This is a genomic window from Lentimicrobium sp. L6 (genome assembly GCF_013166655.1).
In the GTDB taxonomy this organism is placed as follows: Bacteria; Bacteroidota; Bacteroidia; order Bacteroidales; family UBA12170; genus UBA12170.
The window spans coordinates 1-19589 of sequence record NZ_JABKCA010000051.1; the positions used below are offsets into that span (position 1 = coordinate 1).

Here is a 19589-nt window from a genome sequence, read left to right on the forward strand (position 1 = left end):
ATTAAACTATTTTCTTCTAAATATAGCTTTTTAACAAAGTATGCGTTTGCCCTGTACCTTGAGTATTCTTCTCAAAAGCTAAACTAGCTTTTTCATCAATTCATTAAACCTACAGATCCTCCTATTCCACATTCTTAACTTCACTAGTAATACTACTAGAAATATTATTAATCAAACTAAAAACACTCTTCAAGAAACTCTTTTCGATAACTGAAAGCTCAGATATTTCAATGGTATTTAGAGGAGCCTTTCCATCTTGGATTAATCTAGACTGGTTTTTAAGCCTTAGCTTCATCATATAGTTATAGGCCAAATCTATGTCCTTGTAAAAGTTCTTTGATATTTTACCTGCTTGGTTTAAAGCTTTAATTCTCTCAGTAGTATTTGTATGCTCTATACCTTGCTTAAGCGCATTTATTCTAGCGTATTTTATAATTGGTGTTAATATGGTTTTTAAGTCTATGGTTTTGACTTTAGAAGTAAGATCATTGCCCACCAGGTTCCCAAATGCATTGAGGGGGGATTTGAAATTAGCTGTCATATCTGCTAGCTTGACCAAGAAATCGTTATTAGACTTAGCAAGTGATAGCACATATTGTTTCAAATCATTACTAAGTTGGCTATGACCTTGTATAGCTCTAAAATCTAAAAATGTACTGGCTTCAATCAGACTTTCGGTTTCGGTGCTCAAAACCCAAGATGAGAAATATTCTTTCCATTTTGAGAGGGGTTGACACCATTTTGGATTACAAGCCATTATACCTCCGTTACAATAATGATATCCTATATCGTTCAAGGAATCAGAAATATAATTGGCTAATTCTAGAAAATATTCTTGTGTTTTTTCATTGTCGTTGCCATCCTCATAAATCAATCCATTGTCCTGATCGGTGAGGAGGGTTTGTTCTTTTCTACCTTCACTTCCCACGGCTATAAAAACAAATTTACAAGGAGCAGGGCCATAAGTTTCAATGGCGAAATCTATTAGCTTCTGTGTGATTCTATCAGAAATAGAAGAAGCAAAAGCAACGGTATCATAGATATGGTCATTACTTTCTGCAAGTGCCTGAATAAGAGTAGGTACTTTATTATGAATTTTTCGCAATTCATCAACTGTATTTGTATTTTCTATTTCAAAGAGTAAGTATGACAATGTATTGTGTTGAATAGAGATTATTCTATCGTAGGAAATAACTCCTGAGATGGCATTCTCTATATCAGTAGTAACCAAGTGGGAAACCTTTTGGGAAGTAAACATCAATAGCGCTTCATGTAAACTTGCCGTTTCGGAGATAGTAGTCAAAGGAGCCGTCATTATACTAGTAATGGGCTTATTAAGCTCACAACCTTTAGCCACAGATTTTATGGAAATATCTTGACTACTTACAATACCCAATATATTATGGTTCTGCTTTATAAGGAGAAAATTTTTATTCAAACGTCCCATTTTGTTGGCTGCCATTTGAATTGTGGTATCAGCAGTGCAGGATGCAATGGATTGAATGAGAGGTTTTATGGCCTGTTTCATTAACAAGAGCGATGTTTTTACCTCTCCAGAGAATTTATCGTGTTCACGCTCTACCAATTCTTTTTTTGATACTTCTTTGCTAGTTATGATATAGCCATAGGTTTTTGCGTATTCTACTTTTGAAATAGATAAAACTACTTCTTTAAAGCTATTTCCTGAACATATTAGTGAAGATTCGAATGAAAAAGACTTTGTATTGTTGAGGAAGTTAGCATGTATGTTATCCCAATTGGTGGTAAAAAGCTCGTCTAATTTTTTTCGACTCACTTCCTTTTCATCAAAACCACAAATGGCTCTAAACTTAGCATTTGAAAATATGATGGATTCATTCAAAAACATGAGTGTTCCTTCGTTGGAAGCCTCCACTAATGTTTTATATTTTTGTCTCGATTCGTGTAGTTCTTCAGTCAGTTTTTGACGTTTCATTTCTATACTTAAGCTTTGTCGAACCACGTAAAACAGAATCATAGCGATAATGAAAGCAATGAATAATGAAATGATTAGTAGCGAATCTCTCAACTCATTAAGCTCTTCTTCCACATCTTCAAGATAGATTCCCGTTCCCACTATCCAACCCCAAGGTTGAAAGGATTTCACACAGGATAATTTGGGTACAACTTTGGTGGAATCGTCATTCCATTGCCACATATAATCTATAAAGCCCTCCTCTTGCTTCTTTACCACATTGGCAGCTTCCACAAAGAGTTTATGACCATTTGAATCGTAATAATCCTTTAATTCAGAGCCAATGAGCTCAGGCCTGTATGGATGCATGATCATTATTGGTTCTTCATCGATAATCCAGAAATAATCCTTTTGATCAGAGCCATATCTAATTTGAGCGACTCTATCTTTAGCTGACTGCTTAGCCTCCGCTAGGCTTAAACTTTTGTTCTTATATTCAGTCTCATATTCATTAATTAAGCTCCATGCTGTATTAGTTAGTTCTGCAATCATTTCTTTTTTGTCATCCATAATTGCTTTCTCAAAAAATGGAATAAAGAAAATATGTATGGAAGCAATAAATAAAACTATTGCCAATGCTGAGGGTAATGCTACGCCTAAATAGAAGCTCCGGTTGTTTTTCAAAATATGGACTATTAAGGATGTTTACTATGAATAAGAATAGTCTGATAGTTATGGCTGTTAGCTTTAACAGTTTATCATTAGCTAGCTTGACTATTTTTAATGCAATTTACGTTTTAAAAAGTAAATGGCAATGAATACTAGAAAAAAGAGTTTGTTTAAAAAGATTTTGTGTGAGGATCTTCTATTTTATTCATAAGTAAAGTCCTTAATCCAAATTTCGAGACAATCAGGTGTGCCTTGGGTGTAATTGGTAGTGGTTTAATGTTTTATGGAATACTTATTCAAGGAAAGAGTTGATAATTATAAGTTTTACTTTCACAATCGGAATTGCTTTCAGATTAAGGTTAAAAATTATGATACCGATAAAAACTACATTTTGGCTTTTAGTGGAATCATAATTATATGTATAAGCCATTCATTTACAAATGGTGCTTCATATTTAAGTGCTTTTTTTATATCTTTGGATGAAATAATAAACTCTTATAATAATTTAATGGTTTGCAAGTAACTATAAATTAGTACCTCTAATACCCAAATAATGAAGCTCTAATTATCTTCAGTGTGATGATTTCTAAATAATAGAATGCATAAATAGATGACCAGATAGGGAACACGGAAATGAAAGACCAAGAAAAAACTAAAGAACAGCTTGTCTCAGAATTAGCTGAATTACGTAAAGAATACAATTCTTTGAAAAAATCTTCTGAAACCCAAAAGCAAAAAGATAAGATACTACTCCACACCATCATCAACAATCTGCCTTCTTCTGTTTTTGTAAAAGACAAAGAGTTCCGTAAAACTTTAGCAAACAAAGCACATTTATCCCGTATGTGTGCTCATTTAAAAAGCCTAGGATTAGATCCTCGAATAGACATTATAGGGAAAACTGATTTTGAGGTAACTCCTTTGGAACTATCAGAAGAATATTTTGCAGACGATAAAAAAGTCATACAATTTGGCGAATCCATACTCAATAAAGAGGAATCGGGTTACAACCCAAATGGTGAGCCTATTAATCAGATTGTAACCAAAGTTCCCTTATTGGATTATATAGGTGAGATTATTGGCATGATTGGTATAACAACAGATATTACTGAATTACGTTTGGCAGGTGAAGAGATAAAAATTAAGAATAAGCAACTCATAAAATCAAATGCTGAAAAAGATAAGTTCTTTTCAATAATAGCTCATGACTTACGAAGCCCTTTCAATTCAATTTTAGGTTTTTGTGAAATGATTATTGAAGAAGTAGAAGCAAAGAATCTAGACAAAGTTGAAGAGTATGCAAATATTATTCTTAAATCTGCGTCACGAGCCGTTGACCTACTGATGAACTTAATGTATTGGGCACAATCACAAACTGGCGGAATTAAATTTAATCCAATAAACATAGTAATAAGCGATTTGTTTGAGGAAGTCTTAGTCTTATTTGAAGATATTGCTCGACAAAAAAACATTATAATTGATAAGGATTTGCCTGATAACCTCATAGTATCTGTAGATAAAGCAATGATAGCTACTGTATTAAGGAACTTGATTTCGAATGCTATTAAGTTTACACATTCTGGTGGGAAAATTGTTATCTCAACTGAATTAGTAGAAAATATGCTGCTTATCTCAGTAAGAGATAATGGTGTTGGAATACCTAAAGAAGTGATAGATAAACTATTTAAAACCGACGAAAGCCATTCAACGCTAGGGACAAAAAACGAGAAAGGAACGGGACTTGGATTAGTTCTCTGTAAAGAATTTGCAGAAAATCATCATGGGAAAATTTGGGCTGAAAGTGAATTGGGTAAAGGGAGTGTTTTTAAATTTAGTTTACCTTTAGCTGTTTATTGATAGGGAAATTGATAGAAAGATTTTATTATTAGAATATTAAAAGTTATGAGAGATAATACAGATTTGAATCTAGCTGTTTTAATAGATGCTGATAATATTCCATATAGTAATATTAAAGGTATGCTTGATGAAATTACAAAGTTTGGTATTCCTTCAATAAAGAGAATTTATGTTGACTGGATAAAACCAACGGTATCAGGGTAAAAACCCGCGTTATTAGAGCATGCAATCACTCCAATTCAACAATACAGTTATACATCGGGTAAAAATGCAACTGATTCTGCAATGATTATTGATGCTATGGATATTCTTCACCGTGAAAAGATAGATGGCTTCTGTATTGTTTCAAGCGACAGTGACTTTACAAGATAGCCAACACGCCTTAGAGAGTCTAGTAAACTGGCCATTGGTATTGGAGAAAAAAAGACTCCTTATCCCTTTATCGTAGCATGTGACAAGTTTATTTATATAGAAATTATCTCTAAATCTAAAAAGCGAATCAAGAATCTGGATTCTCTAGTTCAAAGTCGAAATCATCAGCAAAATCTGTAGTTGAATTCGATAAAATAGATAAAAGGCTTATTAATTTAATTAAAACAACTATCGATGATTTGGCTGTTGATACAGATTTGGCTTTTTTGGCAAGAGTAGGTGGTTTATTGAATAAAAAGAAATCTGATTTTGATCCTAGAAATTATGGTTTTGTAAAACTAACTCCTATGATTAAATCTTTGGATTCTGTGTTTGAAATAGAAGAAAGAGATGTGGACCATAAATCAATAAAGCATGTTTATGTAAGAATTAAAAAATAAGTTTCACCTGTTATTTTTAGCAAAGGCGCATAATGTGCTAGAACTTGGTTCTACCGCCATTTCAATACAGGCTACCATTTGCCTCGAAAAACTCACTAATACAGATAATGAAATGTTTTTTGAGCTTATTTCATGATACAATGGGTATGATTTTGTAATGATTAATTCACTCTATTAATACTTGTTAGAATTAAGGTTTCAGTTTATATGAAGAAAGCCTGAAAACGACTCTCGTTTTCAGGCTTTTTATTTATCTATATGATAGAACTTTCTAGGAAAGTTTTTCCTTTATTCCATCTAACATCACCTTAGTTAGGCATTTGATATCGTACTTATAATTTAATCCCCAATCTTTTTTAGCCACACTGTCGTCGATACATGCTGGCCAGCTATCGGCAATGGCTTGACGAAAATCAGGTTTGTATGAAATCTTGAACTCTGGAATGTGTTCCTTGATTTCTTCTGCCAATTGTTTAGGGTTAAAGCTCATTCCTGCCACATTATAACTAGAATGGATAGAAAGGTCTTCAATATCAGCATCCATTAAATCGATAGTAGCCTGAATGGCATCATCCATAAACATCATGGGTAGACTGGTATCTTCAGATAAGAAAGACTCATATTTCCCTTCACGAATGGCTTCGTAGAAAATTTCTACTGCATAATCAGTAGTGCCTCCTCCTGCTTCTGTTTTATAAGAAATTAGACCAGGGTAACGGATACTTCTGATATCTAAACCATATTTTTGGTGGTAATATTCCACCCATCTCTCACCAGCTAACTTACTAATTCCATAAACGGTGTTGGGTTCTGTGATGGTATATTGAGGTGTGTTTTGACGAGGAGTAGAGGGGCCGAAAATAGCAATAGAGCTAGGCCAGAATACTCTCTTTACCTCAGGTACTTCTTTAGCTAATTCTAAAATATTCATCAAAGATCTCATGTTGATATCCCAAGCTTGTAATGGAATCTTTTCTGCATTTCCAGATAATACAGCAGCCAAATGATAAATCTGAGTAATCTTATGACGAATAACAAAATGAATCAAACGATTACTGTCCATTACATCCATAATTTGAAAAGGACCGCCCTCTAAAACATCTGTTGGTGGCTCTTTGATATCTGTAGCAAATACATTTTCACTACCGAATTTCTTTCTCAATGCAATAACGAGTTCAGAACCAATCTGTCCAGCAGCTCCAATAACCAATATATTTTCCATTTCCTTTGCTTTTGTTTGCTGCAAATTTATTAAAATCACTATCGTGTTTGATGTCCTTGATGGAATTGGGTAAAACTCTGATCGACTCTATTGTTTAAGACACCATTTTATCATCCAATTATAAATGAATCCGATAGTGATATCGTTCTAGTTTTAAGCAATTTCGTTTTTAAATAATATAGTTAAATCACTATATTTGTGCTCTTTATTGATATTTCCTTTTTAAATGTGGAAGTCGAAATACATGATAAAGTAAAGTATATCAAATACATAAATTGATTTTAACAAGCAAATACATATCTGACTAACCTATTTAATAAAAACTAAAACACGATGAACCCCAACTTTACATTACTTGATTATTCCATATTTGCCCTATATGCCATCCTCATTCTTGGAGTTGGGATTTGGGTGTCTAGAGGAAAGAAAGGAGTTAAAAAAACAGCCGAGGATTATTTTTTAGCTAGCAAATCATTGCCTTGGTGGGCCATTGGAGCCTCTCTTATTGCGGCTAATATTTCTGCGGAACAAATGATAGGTATGTCGGGTTCCGGTATGGCTGTTGGTTTGGCTATTGCCTCTTATGAATGGATGGCAGCTTTAACATTAATCATAGTAGGTAAATATTTCCTTCCCATATTTATTGAAAAAGGATTGTATACCATTCCCGAGTTTATAGAAAAAAGGTTTTCTACTCAGCTTAAAACCATATTGGCGGTTTTCTGGATTGCCTTATTCATTTTTGTGAACCTAACCTCTGTGCTATTCCTCGGAGGAAAGGCATTAGATACCATTATGGGCTCAGGAGATGGCTCCTTAATTATGCCAGCCATTATTGGATTGGCCCTTTTTGCTGCTGCTTATTCCCTATATGGGGGCTTGGCAGCTGTTGCCTGGACCGATGTTATTCAAGTAACCTTGCTTGTAGCTGGAGGACTAATCACTTCTATGATTGCTCTGGATTATGTGACTCCCCAGGGAGGAATCGTCAATGGATTAAATCATATTTACGACACGGCAGGCGATAAATTTCATATGATATTGAAAAAGGAAAACCCGGAATTCATGAACCTTCCTGGTATTGGAGTTTTGGTAGGTGGACTATGGGTGGCTAATCTTTATTATTGGGGTTTCAACCAATATATCATTCAAAGAACTTTAGCTGCAAAAAGCTTAAAAGAATCTCAACGAGGTATCATCTTCGCTGCATTTTTAAAAATGATCATTCCTTTAATCGTAGTTATTCCTGGTATCATAGCTTATGTGATGTTTTACCAACCCGAAGGAACTGCAATTGTTGATGGTGTTCAAGATGCATTTAGCAAAGCTGGAGGAGGAGTAAATTACGACAAATCCTATCCTTGGTTAATAGCCAGCTTTATTCCAACCGGAATCAAAGGTTTAGTGGTAGCAGCATTAGCAGCAGCCATTGTTTCTTCTTTAGCGTCTATGGTGAACTCTACTTCTACTATTTTCACCATGGATATCTACAGACCTTATTTAGCCAAGAAAGATGGTAAAGATCATGATGTACAAGTGGGAAGAATAAGTGGTGCCATAGCTTTAGTTATTGCTATTTTTGTTGCTCCTCTACTTGGAAACATCGATCAAGCCTTCCAATATATCCAAGAGTATACGGGTTTAGTGAGTCCTGGAGTATTAGCAGTTTTTCTTTTAGGCCTTTTCTATAAAAAGACAAATAATAAAGGAGCAATTGTTGGTATTTTAGTATCTATTCCAATTGCATTAATGCTAAAAACACCCTCACTGGAATTACCGTGGATGGATCAAATGTTCTATACTTTCCTCATGACCTTAGTTATTATTGTTGGAGTAAGTTTAACTACTAATCCTTATGACGACGATCCTAAAGCCATCAAATTCACCAATAAAATATTCAAAACTGACAGCATTTTCAATATAGCTGCCTATGCCATTCTAATTATGTTGGTGGTGCTTTATGTTTTGTTTTGGTAGTAGTCTCTGCAAGAAAACTCCGATAACACCTTATGCTTTTTCTGAAAACAGTCATTGACAAAAGTCAACTCCTTGATTTTTACAAAAACCAAGCCTTGTCAATACCTGCAAAGTGGATCAGAACTGGTAGGTATGATGTACTTAGGCTATATGGCGATTTAGAATGAGGATTAGATGAAATTTCTGAAGATAATCACTCCTTGTTTCAAAATGAGATGGAAGACTTGTGTCTTTTCCTAAAAATAATGCTACAAGAACAGTGTTCATTTAGGTTGTATCAAACAAACTGAATAAAATATCCTAATAATTAAACTGCTGTATGAACAATACCTGTGCTATAATTGTGAAAAAGGAGATATTAACAGCTCATTGTTGTTACATGCGGATTTAAGGTTGCAATCCGAGTGTATACATCAATAAGAATTAACAAAAAAGATTCAATCCTAAACTGGCCATTGTGTTTGACAGCTATCAGTCAAAGATGAAAATAGTTTTGAGTATTATATGCCCTCGGAAAACATGCTGAGGTTTTGCATAGCAGAACTTCAAAAGCGATTATATTGGCATAATACACAAACTTACAGTACGTTCACTCATTACTTGGTACATAATTACACTGAACATATTAGGGACGCGATCCTCTCACTTCGACTACGCTCAATGACCGAAGGCACTCATCCCTTTTGGAAGGAAACATATGTAACTTACAATCTAAGCCAAACTTTAAGTACTTTAGATACTCCAAGTACTAACTACTTTTAACAAACCCTTATGATAGTTTGACATTTTTAGACAAATAGGACATGCCAATTTTGAATAGTTTTGTCAAATGGAAAATTCTGATATTAAATATATTCATTGTGGAGACTTGGAAATTGCTGCGGGATGCGAAACTGATATTTCAAAAGAGACCACTGCCTACTTACCCTCCTCCTATTTGGTGTTTGTGGAGCAAGGTCAATTGCATATTAGGATAGACCAACAGTTTTATATTATTTCAGCTGGAGAATATGCATTGGTTAGAAAATATACGGAAGCCACTGTATATAAGTCCTATAAAAAAGAAGAGGGTGCAGCCAAAACCTATTTCTTCGCACTTACCAATGACTTTATCAGAAAAATCATCAGGAATATCCACATCCCCAATCATCTCGAACCCATTGCCGAAAGAATTGTTCCTCTAGAATCTAATTCCTTATTATCGGGTTTAATGAAATCTATTAAAGATTATGTAGATACTGGTGATGATTTAGATCCTGAATTAGTGAAACTTAAAACCAAAGAAGCGCTATTGGCCATCATTAAATCTAATGCTAAATATGCAGCTATCTTTAGAGAATACTCCATGGCGGAAAGAGCTGATATTGTTCAGTTCATGAATTATAATTATCTAGAGAATCTACCCTTAGAAACCTTAGCTATACAAACTGGCCGAAGCTTATCTACCTTTAACAGAGAGTTTAAAATGGTATTTAATGAAACTCCACATCGCTGGATTATGAAGAAAAGATTAAACTATGCCAGAAACAGATTGCTTCAAGGAGAACAAAAGCCTTCTGAAGTATATCTAGAAGCCGGTTTTGAAGATTTAGCCCATTTTAGCCGTGCCTTTAAGAAGCAATTTGGTATGCCTCCATCACGAATTCAAGCTTTAGCTTAATGACATGAATAGACAAGTTGTTTTGAAGGTTTTAGACAAGTAAAAACTATAATTACTCAATAAATTTGCAGCATCAATAAAACAAAAAAAGAAAAAAAATGAAAACTATAGATAAAACAAAACCTATCATGGTAACTGGAGCTACAGGATATGTGGCAGGCTGGATCATCAAGAAATTATTAGAAGATGGAATTACAGTACATGCTGCCGTTAGAAACCCTGATAATAAGGAAAAACTTAAATATCTTAATCAACTTGCTGAAAAAACATCAGGTAAGATAAAATACTTTAAAGCTGACCTTTTGCAAAATGCTTCTTATGAGGAGGCCATGAAAGATTGTGAACTCGTCTACCATACTGCTTCTCCTTTTATCAATTCGGTAAAAGATCCTCAAAGAGACTTAATAGATCCTGCGCTATTGGGAACTAGAAATGTATTGGACTCGGTGAACAAGACCGAAAGCGTGAAACGAGTGGTATTGACCAGTAGTTGTGCTGCCGTCATTGGAGATACCATAGACCTTTTAGATTTACCCGGAGGAATTGCAGACGAAGAAAACTGGAATACCACCTCTAACCTCAAACACCAAGCCTATAGCTACTCTAAAACCTTAGCTGAGAAAGAAGCTTGGAAAATGAATGAAGAACAAGGACGATGGGATTTAGTAGTCATCAACCCAACTTTAGTTTTGGGCCCTGGCATCAATCCAATCTCTACATCAGAAAGCTTTAACCTGATTAAACAAATGGGTGACGGAAGCATGAAAATGGGTGCTCCAGGATTAGATATTGGAGTGGTAGATGTTAGAAATGTGGCAGATGCCCATATCAATGCGGGGTTTCTACCTAAAGCCAAAGGGCGTCATATTATTTCCAATACACATAAAACATTTTTACAATTGGCAGAAATGCTAAGGCCTAAATATGGCGATTCTTATCCGCTACCGAAAAAAGAATTACCTAAATTCTTGGTTTGGTTAGTAGGTCCTCTTCAGGGTATTAAACGCAAGATGGTCAGTAGAAACTTTGGCTACCAATGGCTGGTTGACAATAGCAAGAGCAAAAAAGCATTGGGCATTAAATATATTCCCATCGAAAAAACAATGGAAGATTTCTTTCAGCAGATGATTGACAATGGTGTTTTCAATAAGAAATAAAAAAGATGATCATGAACTTTAACCCAACAAATATACCCTCACAAAAAGGGAAAGTAGCCATAGTTACAGGCGCAAACATAGGTTTGGGCTATGAAACCACTATAGCTCTAGCCAATAAGCATATGCATGTGATTATGGCTTGCCGAAATATTCAAAAAGCACAAAAAGCCAAAGAAACCATCATGAAGATTCTCCCAACGGCTAGTTTGGAGATCATGATATTGGATTTAAACAGCCTGAAATCTGTTAGAGATTTTGCAAGCGCATTCACCAAGAACCATCAACAATTAGATCTTCTGATTAATAATGCTGGAATTATGATTCCTCCATTTGCCAAAACGGAGGAAGGCTTCGAAAGTCAGATGGGTGTGAACTATTTTGCACACTTTCTTTTAACAGGGTTATTACTCCCTATATTAGAGAAAACAAAAGGTTCACGAGTGATTTCATTGAGTAGTATAGCCCATAAAAGCGCTAAAATCAATTTCGAAAATTTAAACAGCGAAAAGAGCTATTCAAAGATTGAAGCCTACGGTCAAAGCAAATTAGCTTGCCTGATGTTTTCCTACGAATTAGACAGACGATTGAAGGCAAAAGGAAGTCATGTGAAATCTATTGCTGCTCATCCTGGCGTTTCTGATACTGATTTAGGAAGACATGTTTCAAAATGGCTTTATAGCCTATTGCTACCTGTTATAAGATTGATGTCGCATCGGCCAGAAGACGCAGCCCTTCCTACTCAATTTGCAGCTTTAGCAGAAGATTTAAAAGGTGGAGAATATATTGGTCCTACAGGATTCAGCGAAATGAAAGGCAAGCCTGGAATTGCTAAATCAACTCCTTTATCTCATGATACTCAAATTGCCAAGCAATTATGGGAAGTATCGGAGAAACTCACCAATATTAAGTATTTATAAAATGAAGAAATTTTTTATGTGGTTTATTATCATCATATTAGCAATAGTTTTGGCCATTGGCTTATATATCAATTTGAATCCGCAATTTGGTGCCAATGTCATGGCTTCTGATAAAAGTATTTATGCACAATCTAAATGGTGGGATGGTGAAAAATTCATCAATGAAACAGAAACCACCATGGATATTACGCTTAAGAATATGCCGGGTTTATTAAGAGCACAATTTACCGATAAGCATTTACGCAGTCCTGAAAAGAACTTGGAAATGATTCCTTTGGACAAAGAAAAATGGGCTCAGAATCCTGAAACGGCAAAATTTGTTTGGCTGGGCCATTCCGCTTTACTCATCCAAATCAATGGAAAAAATTATCTAATGGATCCCATGTTAGGTGATGATACTTCTCCTATTGCACCCATGAAAACCAAACGATTTACAGAGAATGTTTTGGCCATTATAGATGAATTGCCTCCCATTGAAGCCATTTTCATGACTCACGATCATTATGACCATTTAGATTATGCCAGCATCAAAAAATTGAAATCGAAAGTAAACAAGTATTATGTAGCTCTGGGAGTTGGGCGTCATTTGGAGAAGTGGGATATTCCAAATACACAAATTAAGGAGTTCGATTGGTGGGATGAAATTTCTGAGGATGGTTTAAAAATCACATTCACCCCTTCGAGACATTTCTCGGGTCGTGGACTTACAGATCGTGGTAAGTCGCTTTGGGGTGGTTGGGTAATTCAGTGGGACGAGCACAGTCTGTATTGCACTGGTGATGGTGGATACGATAAACATTTCAAGGTAATTGGTGAAAAGCTAGGCCCTTTTGATTGGGCATTTGTGGAGTGTGGACAGTATAATGAGCTGTGGCATCAAATACATATGTACCCTGAGGAAAGTATAAAAGCGGGAATAGATGCACAAGCAAAAGTGAGTATTCCTATCCATTGGGGTGGTTTTCCTTTGGCATTGCATCCTTGGAAAGAGCCTGTAGAAAGATATGCTGCTGAAGCTCAAAAAACCAATGCTAATATTTCTCTTCCTAGATTAGGTGAAATTGTAGAAATGGGCAATGAGCCTCAGGAGAATGATTGGTTTGTGGATTTGAAGTAGAGCTATTGAAAGAAATATTACTAACCTACTATATAAATATCTTCATGATGGATAAATAGAAAGGGCTTATATCTATCAATATAGTTTCTAATAACCTGTTCGATTATAAATTAATCACACAGAAAGACAATAATGCATTAGATTTTAGTCTGAAAATCATGAAGATATAGCGGGCTATATCAAATGGTTTTTAGTTATAAGATGATGTATTATTGTCTTTTCTATATTGGATTTTAATAATTTGCCCATCTACTTCCTCAAATTTTATCGAGTTATCCCGATAGCTCTTCATAAATCTGTGGCATATACGAGCTAATTATCTGAAAATGTGTGCTAATTTACTGTCGAAGGTTAATAGTATAAATATCATTTATTTAGGCAACATGACCACGCCACTATTATGCTTACCATCGAGTTTTATCTCCAATGGATCATTAAATCTCACATGGCGAAGAAACTCATTTTCATAAATAGCCGTTTGTTTATTTAAGAAATCGAGCTGGTAATGCCCATCCTCAATAAATGGATTCAAAGTAAAATATCCTACCCTAAAAGAGGTTAGATTCTGAAAGAAATGGGTTCCTTGACTGGGTTCTATTCTGTAATTTTCTAGACCTGACTCCACAATCAGTCTTGCCATACTGATTTGCGGCCATTTTACTGGAATACCAAGCCACGGATCGCTACTTCCCCATCGTCCGGGGCCCACTAAAACATAGTTTTTGTCTTCAGCTATCATTTTATCATTAAGCTCTCCAACCATATTTGCAACCTCTTCATTTCTGGCCGGATCAAAACACTCTGGTTTTACATAAATCACATCATGAATATCTTTGATGATACCATTTCCGAGTGAGGATTTAGAATATATTAATGTGTCTTCTTTCTTAATCTTGGATAAATCCTCCTTAATACCTTCCTGATTTTCAACTATGGGTCTAATTTGTAGAATAAAGAAGGTTCCCGGTGTACCGTTTGCATCATTCAAATCCACGGCAAATTCAATTTCAACAGGTTTGTTCATTTCTCTCTCCCCTGTTTTCATCATATCGATAGCAATGGCAGAGAGAGGAAAAGTATCATATTTCAAGACATTTGAAAAGGTGATAATCTTTTTTCCCACTGCATGTTTTCCTTCTCTTATCATGTTGTTCTGTAGATCAAAAGTGGAGCTTAATTGCTGTAAAGTTCCGTGTTCTTCAGCTTTTTTCAACCTCAGTCTGGCCAAGTTATGGGAGTCATCAGTTTGAGGGGTAAAATTAGGTTGGTTTAAGTCTAAAGCAAAGAAATGCTTTTGAGTTTCACGCAAGGCCATCTCTGGTGAGGATAATTGTAAAATCTTTTTCGGATGAAAAGGAGATACTCTTAAATTCTGACCACCATCAACAATATGCTTTCCTAGGCCTAGGGCAAGATTTATAATACCTTCTTCTGGCAATTCAGGATCGATAGGGTAGAAATTAATGCTTCTTCCCACTCCAGAAATATGGGGATAAAAATAGTTTTCATGTTTACGACCTACCATTTCTTGAATAACAATGGCCATTTTTTCTTCATCTATTACTTGGCTAATGGCATTCATATAGGCCTTAGAGGCTTTATAAAAAACTGAAGCATATACTGCTTTTATGGAATTGCATAAGGCTGTAATTTTTTCCTCATTATTAATATTATTGCAAGGAACCATATAAGTGGAATATATGCCTGCAAAAGGCTGATAGTGTGAGTCTTCAAGCAGGCTGCTCGACCGAACTGCAAGCGGGTTCTTAACTACTTCAATAAAGGCGGAAAGGTCTTTCTGTATACGTTCTGGCATGGTTGCGGCTAAGAAACGTTCTAAAATTTCTTTATCTGGAATATCTGATAAAGCAATTTTATAAAGGTCATTATCCTCCATAAACTCATCGAATATCTCAGTGGTGAGAACTAATGTTTTAGGAATGCGAATAACCACACCGGGATATTTAAATGTCAGGTTATTTCTATTTACCAAACTATCTAAAAAGGCCAATCCACGTGCTTTTCCACCTAAAGAACCAGAGCCAATTCTGATGAAGGTGAGGTATTCATCAAAATTATCACGATTAAATTGTGCAATTACTCCTCTACCCTTATTTATGCGATAGGCTGCAATACTGTCAAAGATAAACTTTCGTAAAGCATCCAAATTATTAAAATCATCGGGTGTAAATTGTTTAAGAACAGAGGCTAAGGGGAAAATGGCACGGCTATTCAGCCACTTACTAATATGGTTTCTTTTAAGGTGATAGCTAAGAATTTCATCAGGTATTTTGAAGATTTTTTTCTGCAAAGATTTCAAATCGGTGGCTCTATCCACTTCATGCTTAGTGTGTCTATCTAAAAATATGAAATCCCCAAAAGCAAAATAATTGACAATAAAATTTCGTAATTCTCGATTTAAATTTTTTGAGTTTTTATGTATGAAACCCACTCTAATTTCCTTTGCAAAAAGGCTGTTTTTATAATCGGAGGATTGAATGAGAAATGGTAAATATTTATTATCCTCTTTGATGCGACGTGCCAGTGACAATCCAGCATATTTATTCATGACCCCATTTTGGTTATAGGACATATCGCTGATAACCCCATGTAGGTTGCCTTTATATTTTTCGTAAAGTCCAATGGCTTCTTCATAAGTAGTCGCCAGTAAAATCTTTGCTCTTCCCCTCATTCGCATCATTTTCTGGTGGTCGTTCAGCCCTTCTTGCATAAACTTCATGGACTGGCGCATAATGATTTTATAGATATTGGGAAGATAGGAAGAATAAAAACGAATAGAATCCTCTACCAAGATTATGGCTTGAACACCTACTTCATTAATATCATAATCCGCATTCATTTTATCCTCGATTAACTTAATAATAGCCACCAAAAGGTCAGTATTCCCCAACCATGCAAATACATAATCGTAGGGCTCTGTACCTTCTTGCTTAAATCGTAATGAAATTTCGCGACTAAACGGAGTTAGTGCCACAATTGGTTTTTCAGGATATTCCTCTTTAATGATGTGAGCAAATTCTGTAGACGACTCATTCTCAATGGAAAGCATATTGATAATCAAATCAATATTTTCGCTATGTAATACCTGCATGGCCTCCTCTTCCGAATTCACGATAATGAATTGAGGAGGATAGCGGAGGTTCAGAGAAACATATTCCATAAATATCTTCTCGTCTATCCTTCCATCGTCTTCTAGCATAAAAGCATCGTATGCACTAGTAATCAATAGAACTTGATAGATTCTATTGCGCATTAAATTGCTAAACATGGTATCGGTAAAGCTTTGCTGTATAGGTGTTTCGGGAAATATATTGGATTCGCTCATTTTCTGTTTTTTGAAGCTCAAAAGTAAGGATATTTTTAGTTTTGGTGGGGAATTTAGAAGATCTAGAGGATTCACGGAGACCAGTTTCAAGTTGGAAAAATAATAGGGTGACATTCTTGAATAAAATAATCATAATTTTGAAGAGCTAAAGTATTAGGCCAGCTCATCAATAATAATGGGAGAGGAGGTTGATATTTAGAATAGGGTGGTTGTTGATAATCATGATTATTTAAATGGAAACCTAGGTGTTTATAGAATTGAATGCGTTTTTGCTGGACGAGTGATATGGGTTTTTCCACTTCCAAAATGATGGGACTGTTGGATTCTGCAATAAAATGATTTAGAATTTGGGAGCCAAAGCCATGGCTTCTATGTTCTATTTCTATGGCGAAATGCTCAATATATCTCAATTTCTCAAATTTCCACCACAGAAATATTCCAATAAAAACCTCCCCAGTATATATCAAGTCAAAGTGATATTCCTTTTTAGGCATTACCATTTTTTGGCTGTTCATTTCTCTTCTCTCTTCAATGGGAAAAGAACTATGATAAAGATTCCAGGCATTCTTAAACTGTGAACCCTTAACATCATGAATTCTGTGTCGGTCTATTTTCATTTTTATGGATAAAAACTTATGTTCATTAAATTAAACTATCCAATTTACGTTTCCACCTTAAAAATAAATCCAACCCCATGGATATTCTCAATATTTAAACGAGGATCTTTTTTGAGGAGTTTACGAAGGCGGGATACAAATACATCGAGGCTTCTGCTCAGAAAATAGCTGTCATCTTTCCAGAGGGTATTGAGGATGTCTTCTTTTTTAAGGAGTTTATTCTTGTTTTGACAGAAAAGATGCAGCAATTCAGCTTCACGAAGAGTAAGCCGCTGGGCATTATTGTTCTCGGATAACTCGAGGTTCTCAAAATCGAAATAGAACTTACCCAACTCTGCAATACTGCTTTGGGTTTCTACTTTCTTCACTTTGTTTCGCTTCAAAAACACCTCAATCTTCAATACCAGTTCTTCAATACTAAAGGGTTTGGTGATATAATCATCGGCGCCAATGGTTAATCCTTTGATGCGATCTTCTTTCAGGGTTTTGGCCGAGAGAAACAGAATAGGAATATCTTGATTTTCTTTTCTTATAGCCTCTGCCACAGAGAAACCATCTAGCTTGGGCAGCATAATATCGAGAATACATAAATCGAATTCTTGTTCAGAGAAAACTTGAATAGCAGCCTCCCCATCTTTTTGCCAATTGATGTCGTATCCTTTAATCTCCAAGTTATCTTTGGTTACAAAACTCAAGTAAATATCGTCTTCTACATACAGTATTTTTGGCTTTTTGCTCATGTTATTTTGCACTCATTATAATGGTAAATATACTTCCTTTTTCGGATCTTGACTTCACCTTAATTTTCCAGTTATGGGCATTTACTATGTTTTTTACATAGTCTAATCCCAAACCAAATCCTTTTACATTGTGAATGTCACCGGTGGGAATTCTAAAGAATTTATTGAAGATCTTTTTTCTAAATTTATCATCTATTCCAATTCCATTATCGGCAATGGATAGATGTATTTTTGAGGATTCTAATCGAGCAGATACTTCTACTTTCGGATTTACATCACAGTATTTTAAGGCATTATCTAAAAGGTTGAACAGGAGATTTTCGAAATGGCTTTTGTCGGCTTTGATGATCTCTACATTATCATCGGAATGGAAAATGATTTCGCCTGCTTTCTCCTTGGCCTTCAGCTCAAAATCACGAATCACATGGTTTATACAATCATTTAAAGAGAATGCTTCTAGCTCCAAATGAATCTTTCCTTTTTCGGACAAAGTAGATTTCAATACTTTCTCTACTTGTTTCTCCAATCGTTGGTTTTGATGAGTGATGATGCTGGCATATTGTGCTAGACGTTCTGGCTGATTGGCAATATTAGGTTCCGAAATCACTTGAGCAGAAATTCCAATGGTAGAAATGGGCGTTTTAAGCTCATGAGTCATATTATTTATAAAATCTTTCTGTACCTCTGAGAGTTTTTTCTGACGAATGATGACAAAAATAGCATAGATAAAAAACAGGAACGCAGTAATTAAAACAAAACCCGAAATGGCCCAAACATTCATATCTTGCAGTACCGACCTGGTTTTGCTTGGGAACCGGATGGAGAAATAATAATTAAAATCGTCGAACTTTTTAAAAGCACCCTCCTCCAGTTGTTTTTCCTTTTTTCCGCTTACATTTATCCTTTTCACATGAACCATAGCATCGCTATCGCAATCGTAAATGGCATACTCATAATCTATGTGGATATGGCTGTTATCAAACTCTGTCTCGAGGAAATGCTCTAGGATAATAGGGTCGATAATGTCATCAATATTCACTATGAAATTATTGGAGGAAACTTGATTGACGGGATTGATGTTTGGCTTTTGAGAATCGTTGAACTCCGCCATTTGGTGAGCCACATTAAAAAGAGCACTCTTGATACTCAAATCCAGTTGTTTTTGATCTGAGCTGAAAGTATTATAAATCCAGAATACCTGGAATATAATGATGCCTACTAGGGAAATACTCCCTAAGATAATAACACTATATATCCTATTCTTCTTCATATTTGGTTTTTTCTTGAGGTCCTATAAATGCAAACTTCTTCGTTGCTTCATCAATTTAAAATCTTCATTTACTATAGTAAACTCAGATTTGAAATTTATTTGCGCCTCGAATTTTACTATTTCTAGAACCTCTGAAATCTGTTATATCTTAAGCATGTCCAAAAAGTTCATAAATATCGATTTCCAATGCCTATTTGCCTTTATACAAAAAGGAAGTATCCGTTGAAAATCAGTCTCCCTAAAGGGTAGGGGCAAAGCTAATATTTAAATAGCAACAGGCTAATTACACTTATTG

15 protein-coding genes are annotated in these 19589 nt (G+C 35.2%); 9 read left to right on the plus strand and 6 right to left on the minus strand.

Annotated elements, in window-relative coordinates:
• Nucleotides 1-121: 121 nt before the first annotated feature.
• Nucleotides 122-2617 carry a DUF294 nucleotidyltransferase-like domain-containing protein gene (locus HNS38_RS13215; RefSeq protein WP_172346592.1) on the minus strand — a complete coding sequence of 832 codons (2496 nt, stop codon included), beginning with the start codon at nt 2615-2617 and terminating at the stop codon, nt 122-124.
• Nucleotides 2618-3235: 618 nt separating this feature from the next.
• Between HNS38_RS13215 and HNS38_RS13220 the strand changes: the two genes are divergently transcribed.
• The 4 genes from HNS38_RS13220 to HNS38_RS20440 all read left to right on the plus strand — a co-directional run bounded on the left by HNS38_RS13220 (nt 3236) and on the right by HNS38_RS20440 (nt 5271).
• On the plus strand, nt 3236-4459 hold the full coding sequence (locus HNS38_RS13220; RefSeq protein WP_172282654.1) for a PAS domain-containing sensor histidine kinase: 1224 nt from the start codon (nt 3236-3238) through the stop codon (nt 4457-4459).
• Nucleotides 4460-4504: 45 nt separating this feature from the next.
• Entirely contained in the window at nt 4505-4663 is a 159-nt protein-coding gene (locus HNS38_RS20430) for an NYN domain-containing protein (RefSeq protein WP_253916396.1), read from the plus strand.
• A 33-nt stretch (nt 4664-4696) separates the two neighbouring features.
• The gene (locus HNS38_RS20435; RefSeq protein ID WP_371742952.1) at nt 4697-4831 is read left to right on the plus strand and encodes an NYN domain-containing protein; all 135 of its coding nucleotides are present in this window, start codon (nt 4697-4699) and stop codon (nt 4829-4831) included.
• Nucleotides 4832-5070: 239 nt separating this feature from the next.
• On the plus strand, nt 5071-5271 hold the full coding sequence (locus tag HNS38_RS20440; RefSeq protein WP_253916398.1) for an OST-HTH/LOTUS domain-containing protein: 201 nt from the start codon (nt 5071-5073) through the stop codon (nt 5269-5271).
• Nucleotides 5272-5542: 271 nt separating this feature from the next.
• Here the strand turns inward: HNS38_RS20440 and HNS38_RS13230 are convergent, their stop codons facing one another.
• Nucleotides 5543-6493 (minus strand): NAD-dependent epimerase/dehydratase family protein, encoded by a 951-nt coding sequence (locus HNS38_RS13230; protein WP_172282656.1) that lies wholly within the window; start codon nt 6491-6493, stop codon nt 5543-5545.
• A gap of 333 nt (nt 6494-6826) precedes the next feature.
• Between HNS38_RS13230 and HNS38_RS13235 the strand changes: the two genes are divergently transcribed.
• The 5 genes from HNS38_RS13235 (at nt 6827) to HNS38_RS13255 (ending at nt 13321) form a co-directional block, all read left to right on the plus strand.
• Nucleotides 6827-8470: a sodium/sugar symporter gene (locus tag HNS38_RS13235; protein WP_172282658.1), complete on the plus strand. Its 1644-nt coding sequence runs from the start codon at nt 6827-6829 to the stop codon at nt 8468-8470.
• 829 nt (nt 8471-9299) lie between these two features.
• Nucleotides 9300-10130: an AraC family transcriptional regulator gene (locus HNS38_RS13240; RefSeq protein WP_172346593.1), complete on the plus strand. Its 831-nt coding sequence runs from the start codon at nt 9300-9302 to the stop codon at nt 10128-10130.
• A gap of 98 nt (nt 10131-10228) precedes the next feature.
• The gene (locus HNS38_RS13245) at nt 10229-11287 is read left to right on the plus strand and encodes an NAD-dependent epimerase/dehydratase family protein (protein WP_172282662.1); all 1059 of its coding nucleotides are present in this window, start codon (nt 10229-10231) and stop codon (nt 11285-11287) included.
• Nucleotides 11288-11298: 11 nt separating this feature from the next.
• Nucleotides 11299-12204, plus strand: a complete 906-nt coding sequence (locus tag HNS38_RS13250) for an oxidoreductase (RefSeq protein ID WP_172282664.1) — start codon at nt 11299-11301, stop codon at nt 12202-12204.
• Nucleotide 12205: 1 nt separating this feature from the next.
• Nucleotides 12206-13321 (plus strand): MBL fold metallo-hydrolase, encoded by a 1116-nt coding sequence (locus tag HNS38_RS13255; protein WP_216663722.1) that lies wholly within the window; start codon nt 12206-12208, stop codon nt 13319-13321.
• Between the two features lie 370 nt (nt 13322-13691).
• Here the strand turns inward: HNS38_RS13255 and HNS38_RS13260 are convergent, their stop codons facing one another.
• The 4 genes from HNS38_RS13260 to HNS38_RS13275 form a co-directional block, all read right to left on the minus strand.
• Complete coding sequence (locus tag HNS38_RS13260) at nt 13692-16667, minus strand: PEP/pyruvate-binding domain-containing protein (RefSeq protein WP_172282666.1); 2976 nt, start codon at nt 16665-16667, stop codon at nt 13692-13694.
• A gap of 86 nt (nt 16668-16753) precedes the next feature.
• Nucleotides 16754-17284, minus strand: a complete 531-nt coding sequence (locus tag HNS38_RS13265; protein ID WP_172282668.1) for a GNAT family N-acetyltransferase — start codon at nt 17282-17284, stop codon at nt 16754-16756.
• 44 nt (nt 17285-17328) lie between these two features.
• Nucleotides 17329-18024, minus strand: coding sequence for a response regulator transcription factor (locus HNS38_RS13270; RefSeq protein WP_172346594.1), 696 nt, complete (start codon nt 18022-18024; stop codon nt 17329-17331).
• A 1-nt stretch (nt 18025) separates the two neighbouring features.
• The gene (locus HNS38_RS13275) at nt 18026-19294 is read right to left on the minus strand and encodes a sensor histidine kinase KdpD (protein WP_172346595.1); all 1269 of its coding nucleotides are present in this window, start codon (nt 19292-19294) and stop codon (nt 18026-18028) included.
• Nucleotides 19295-19589: the final 295 nt, after the last annotated feature.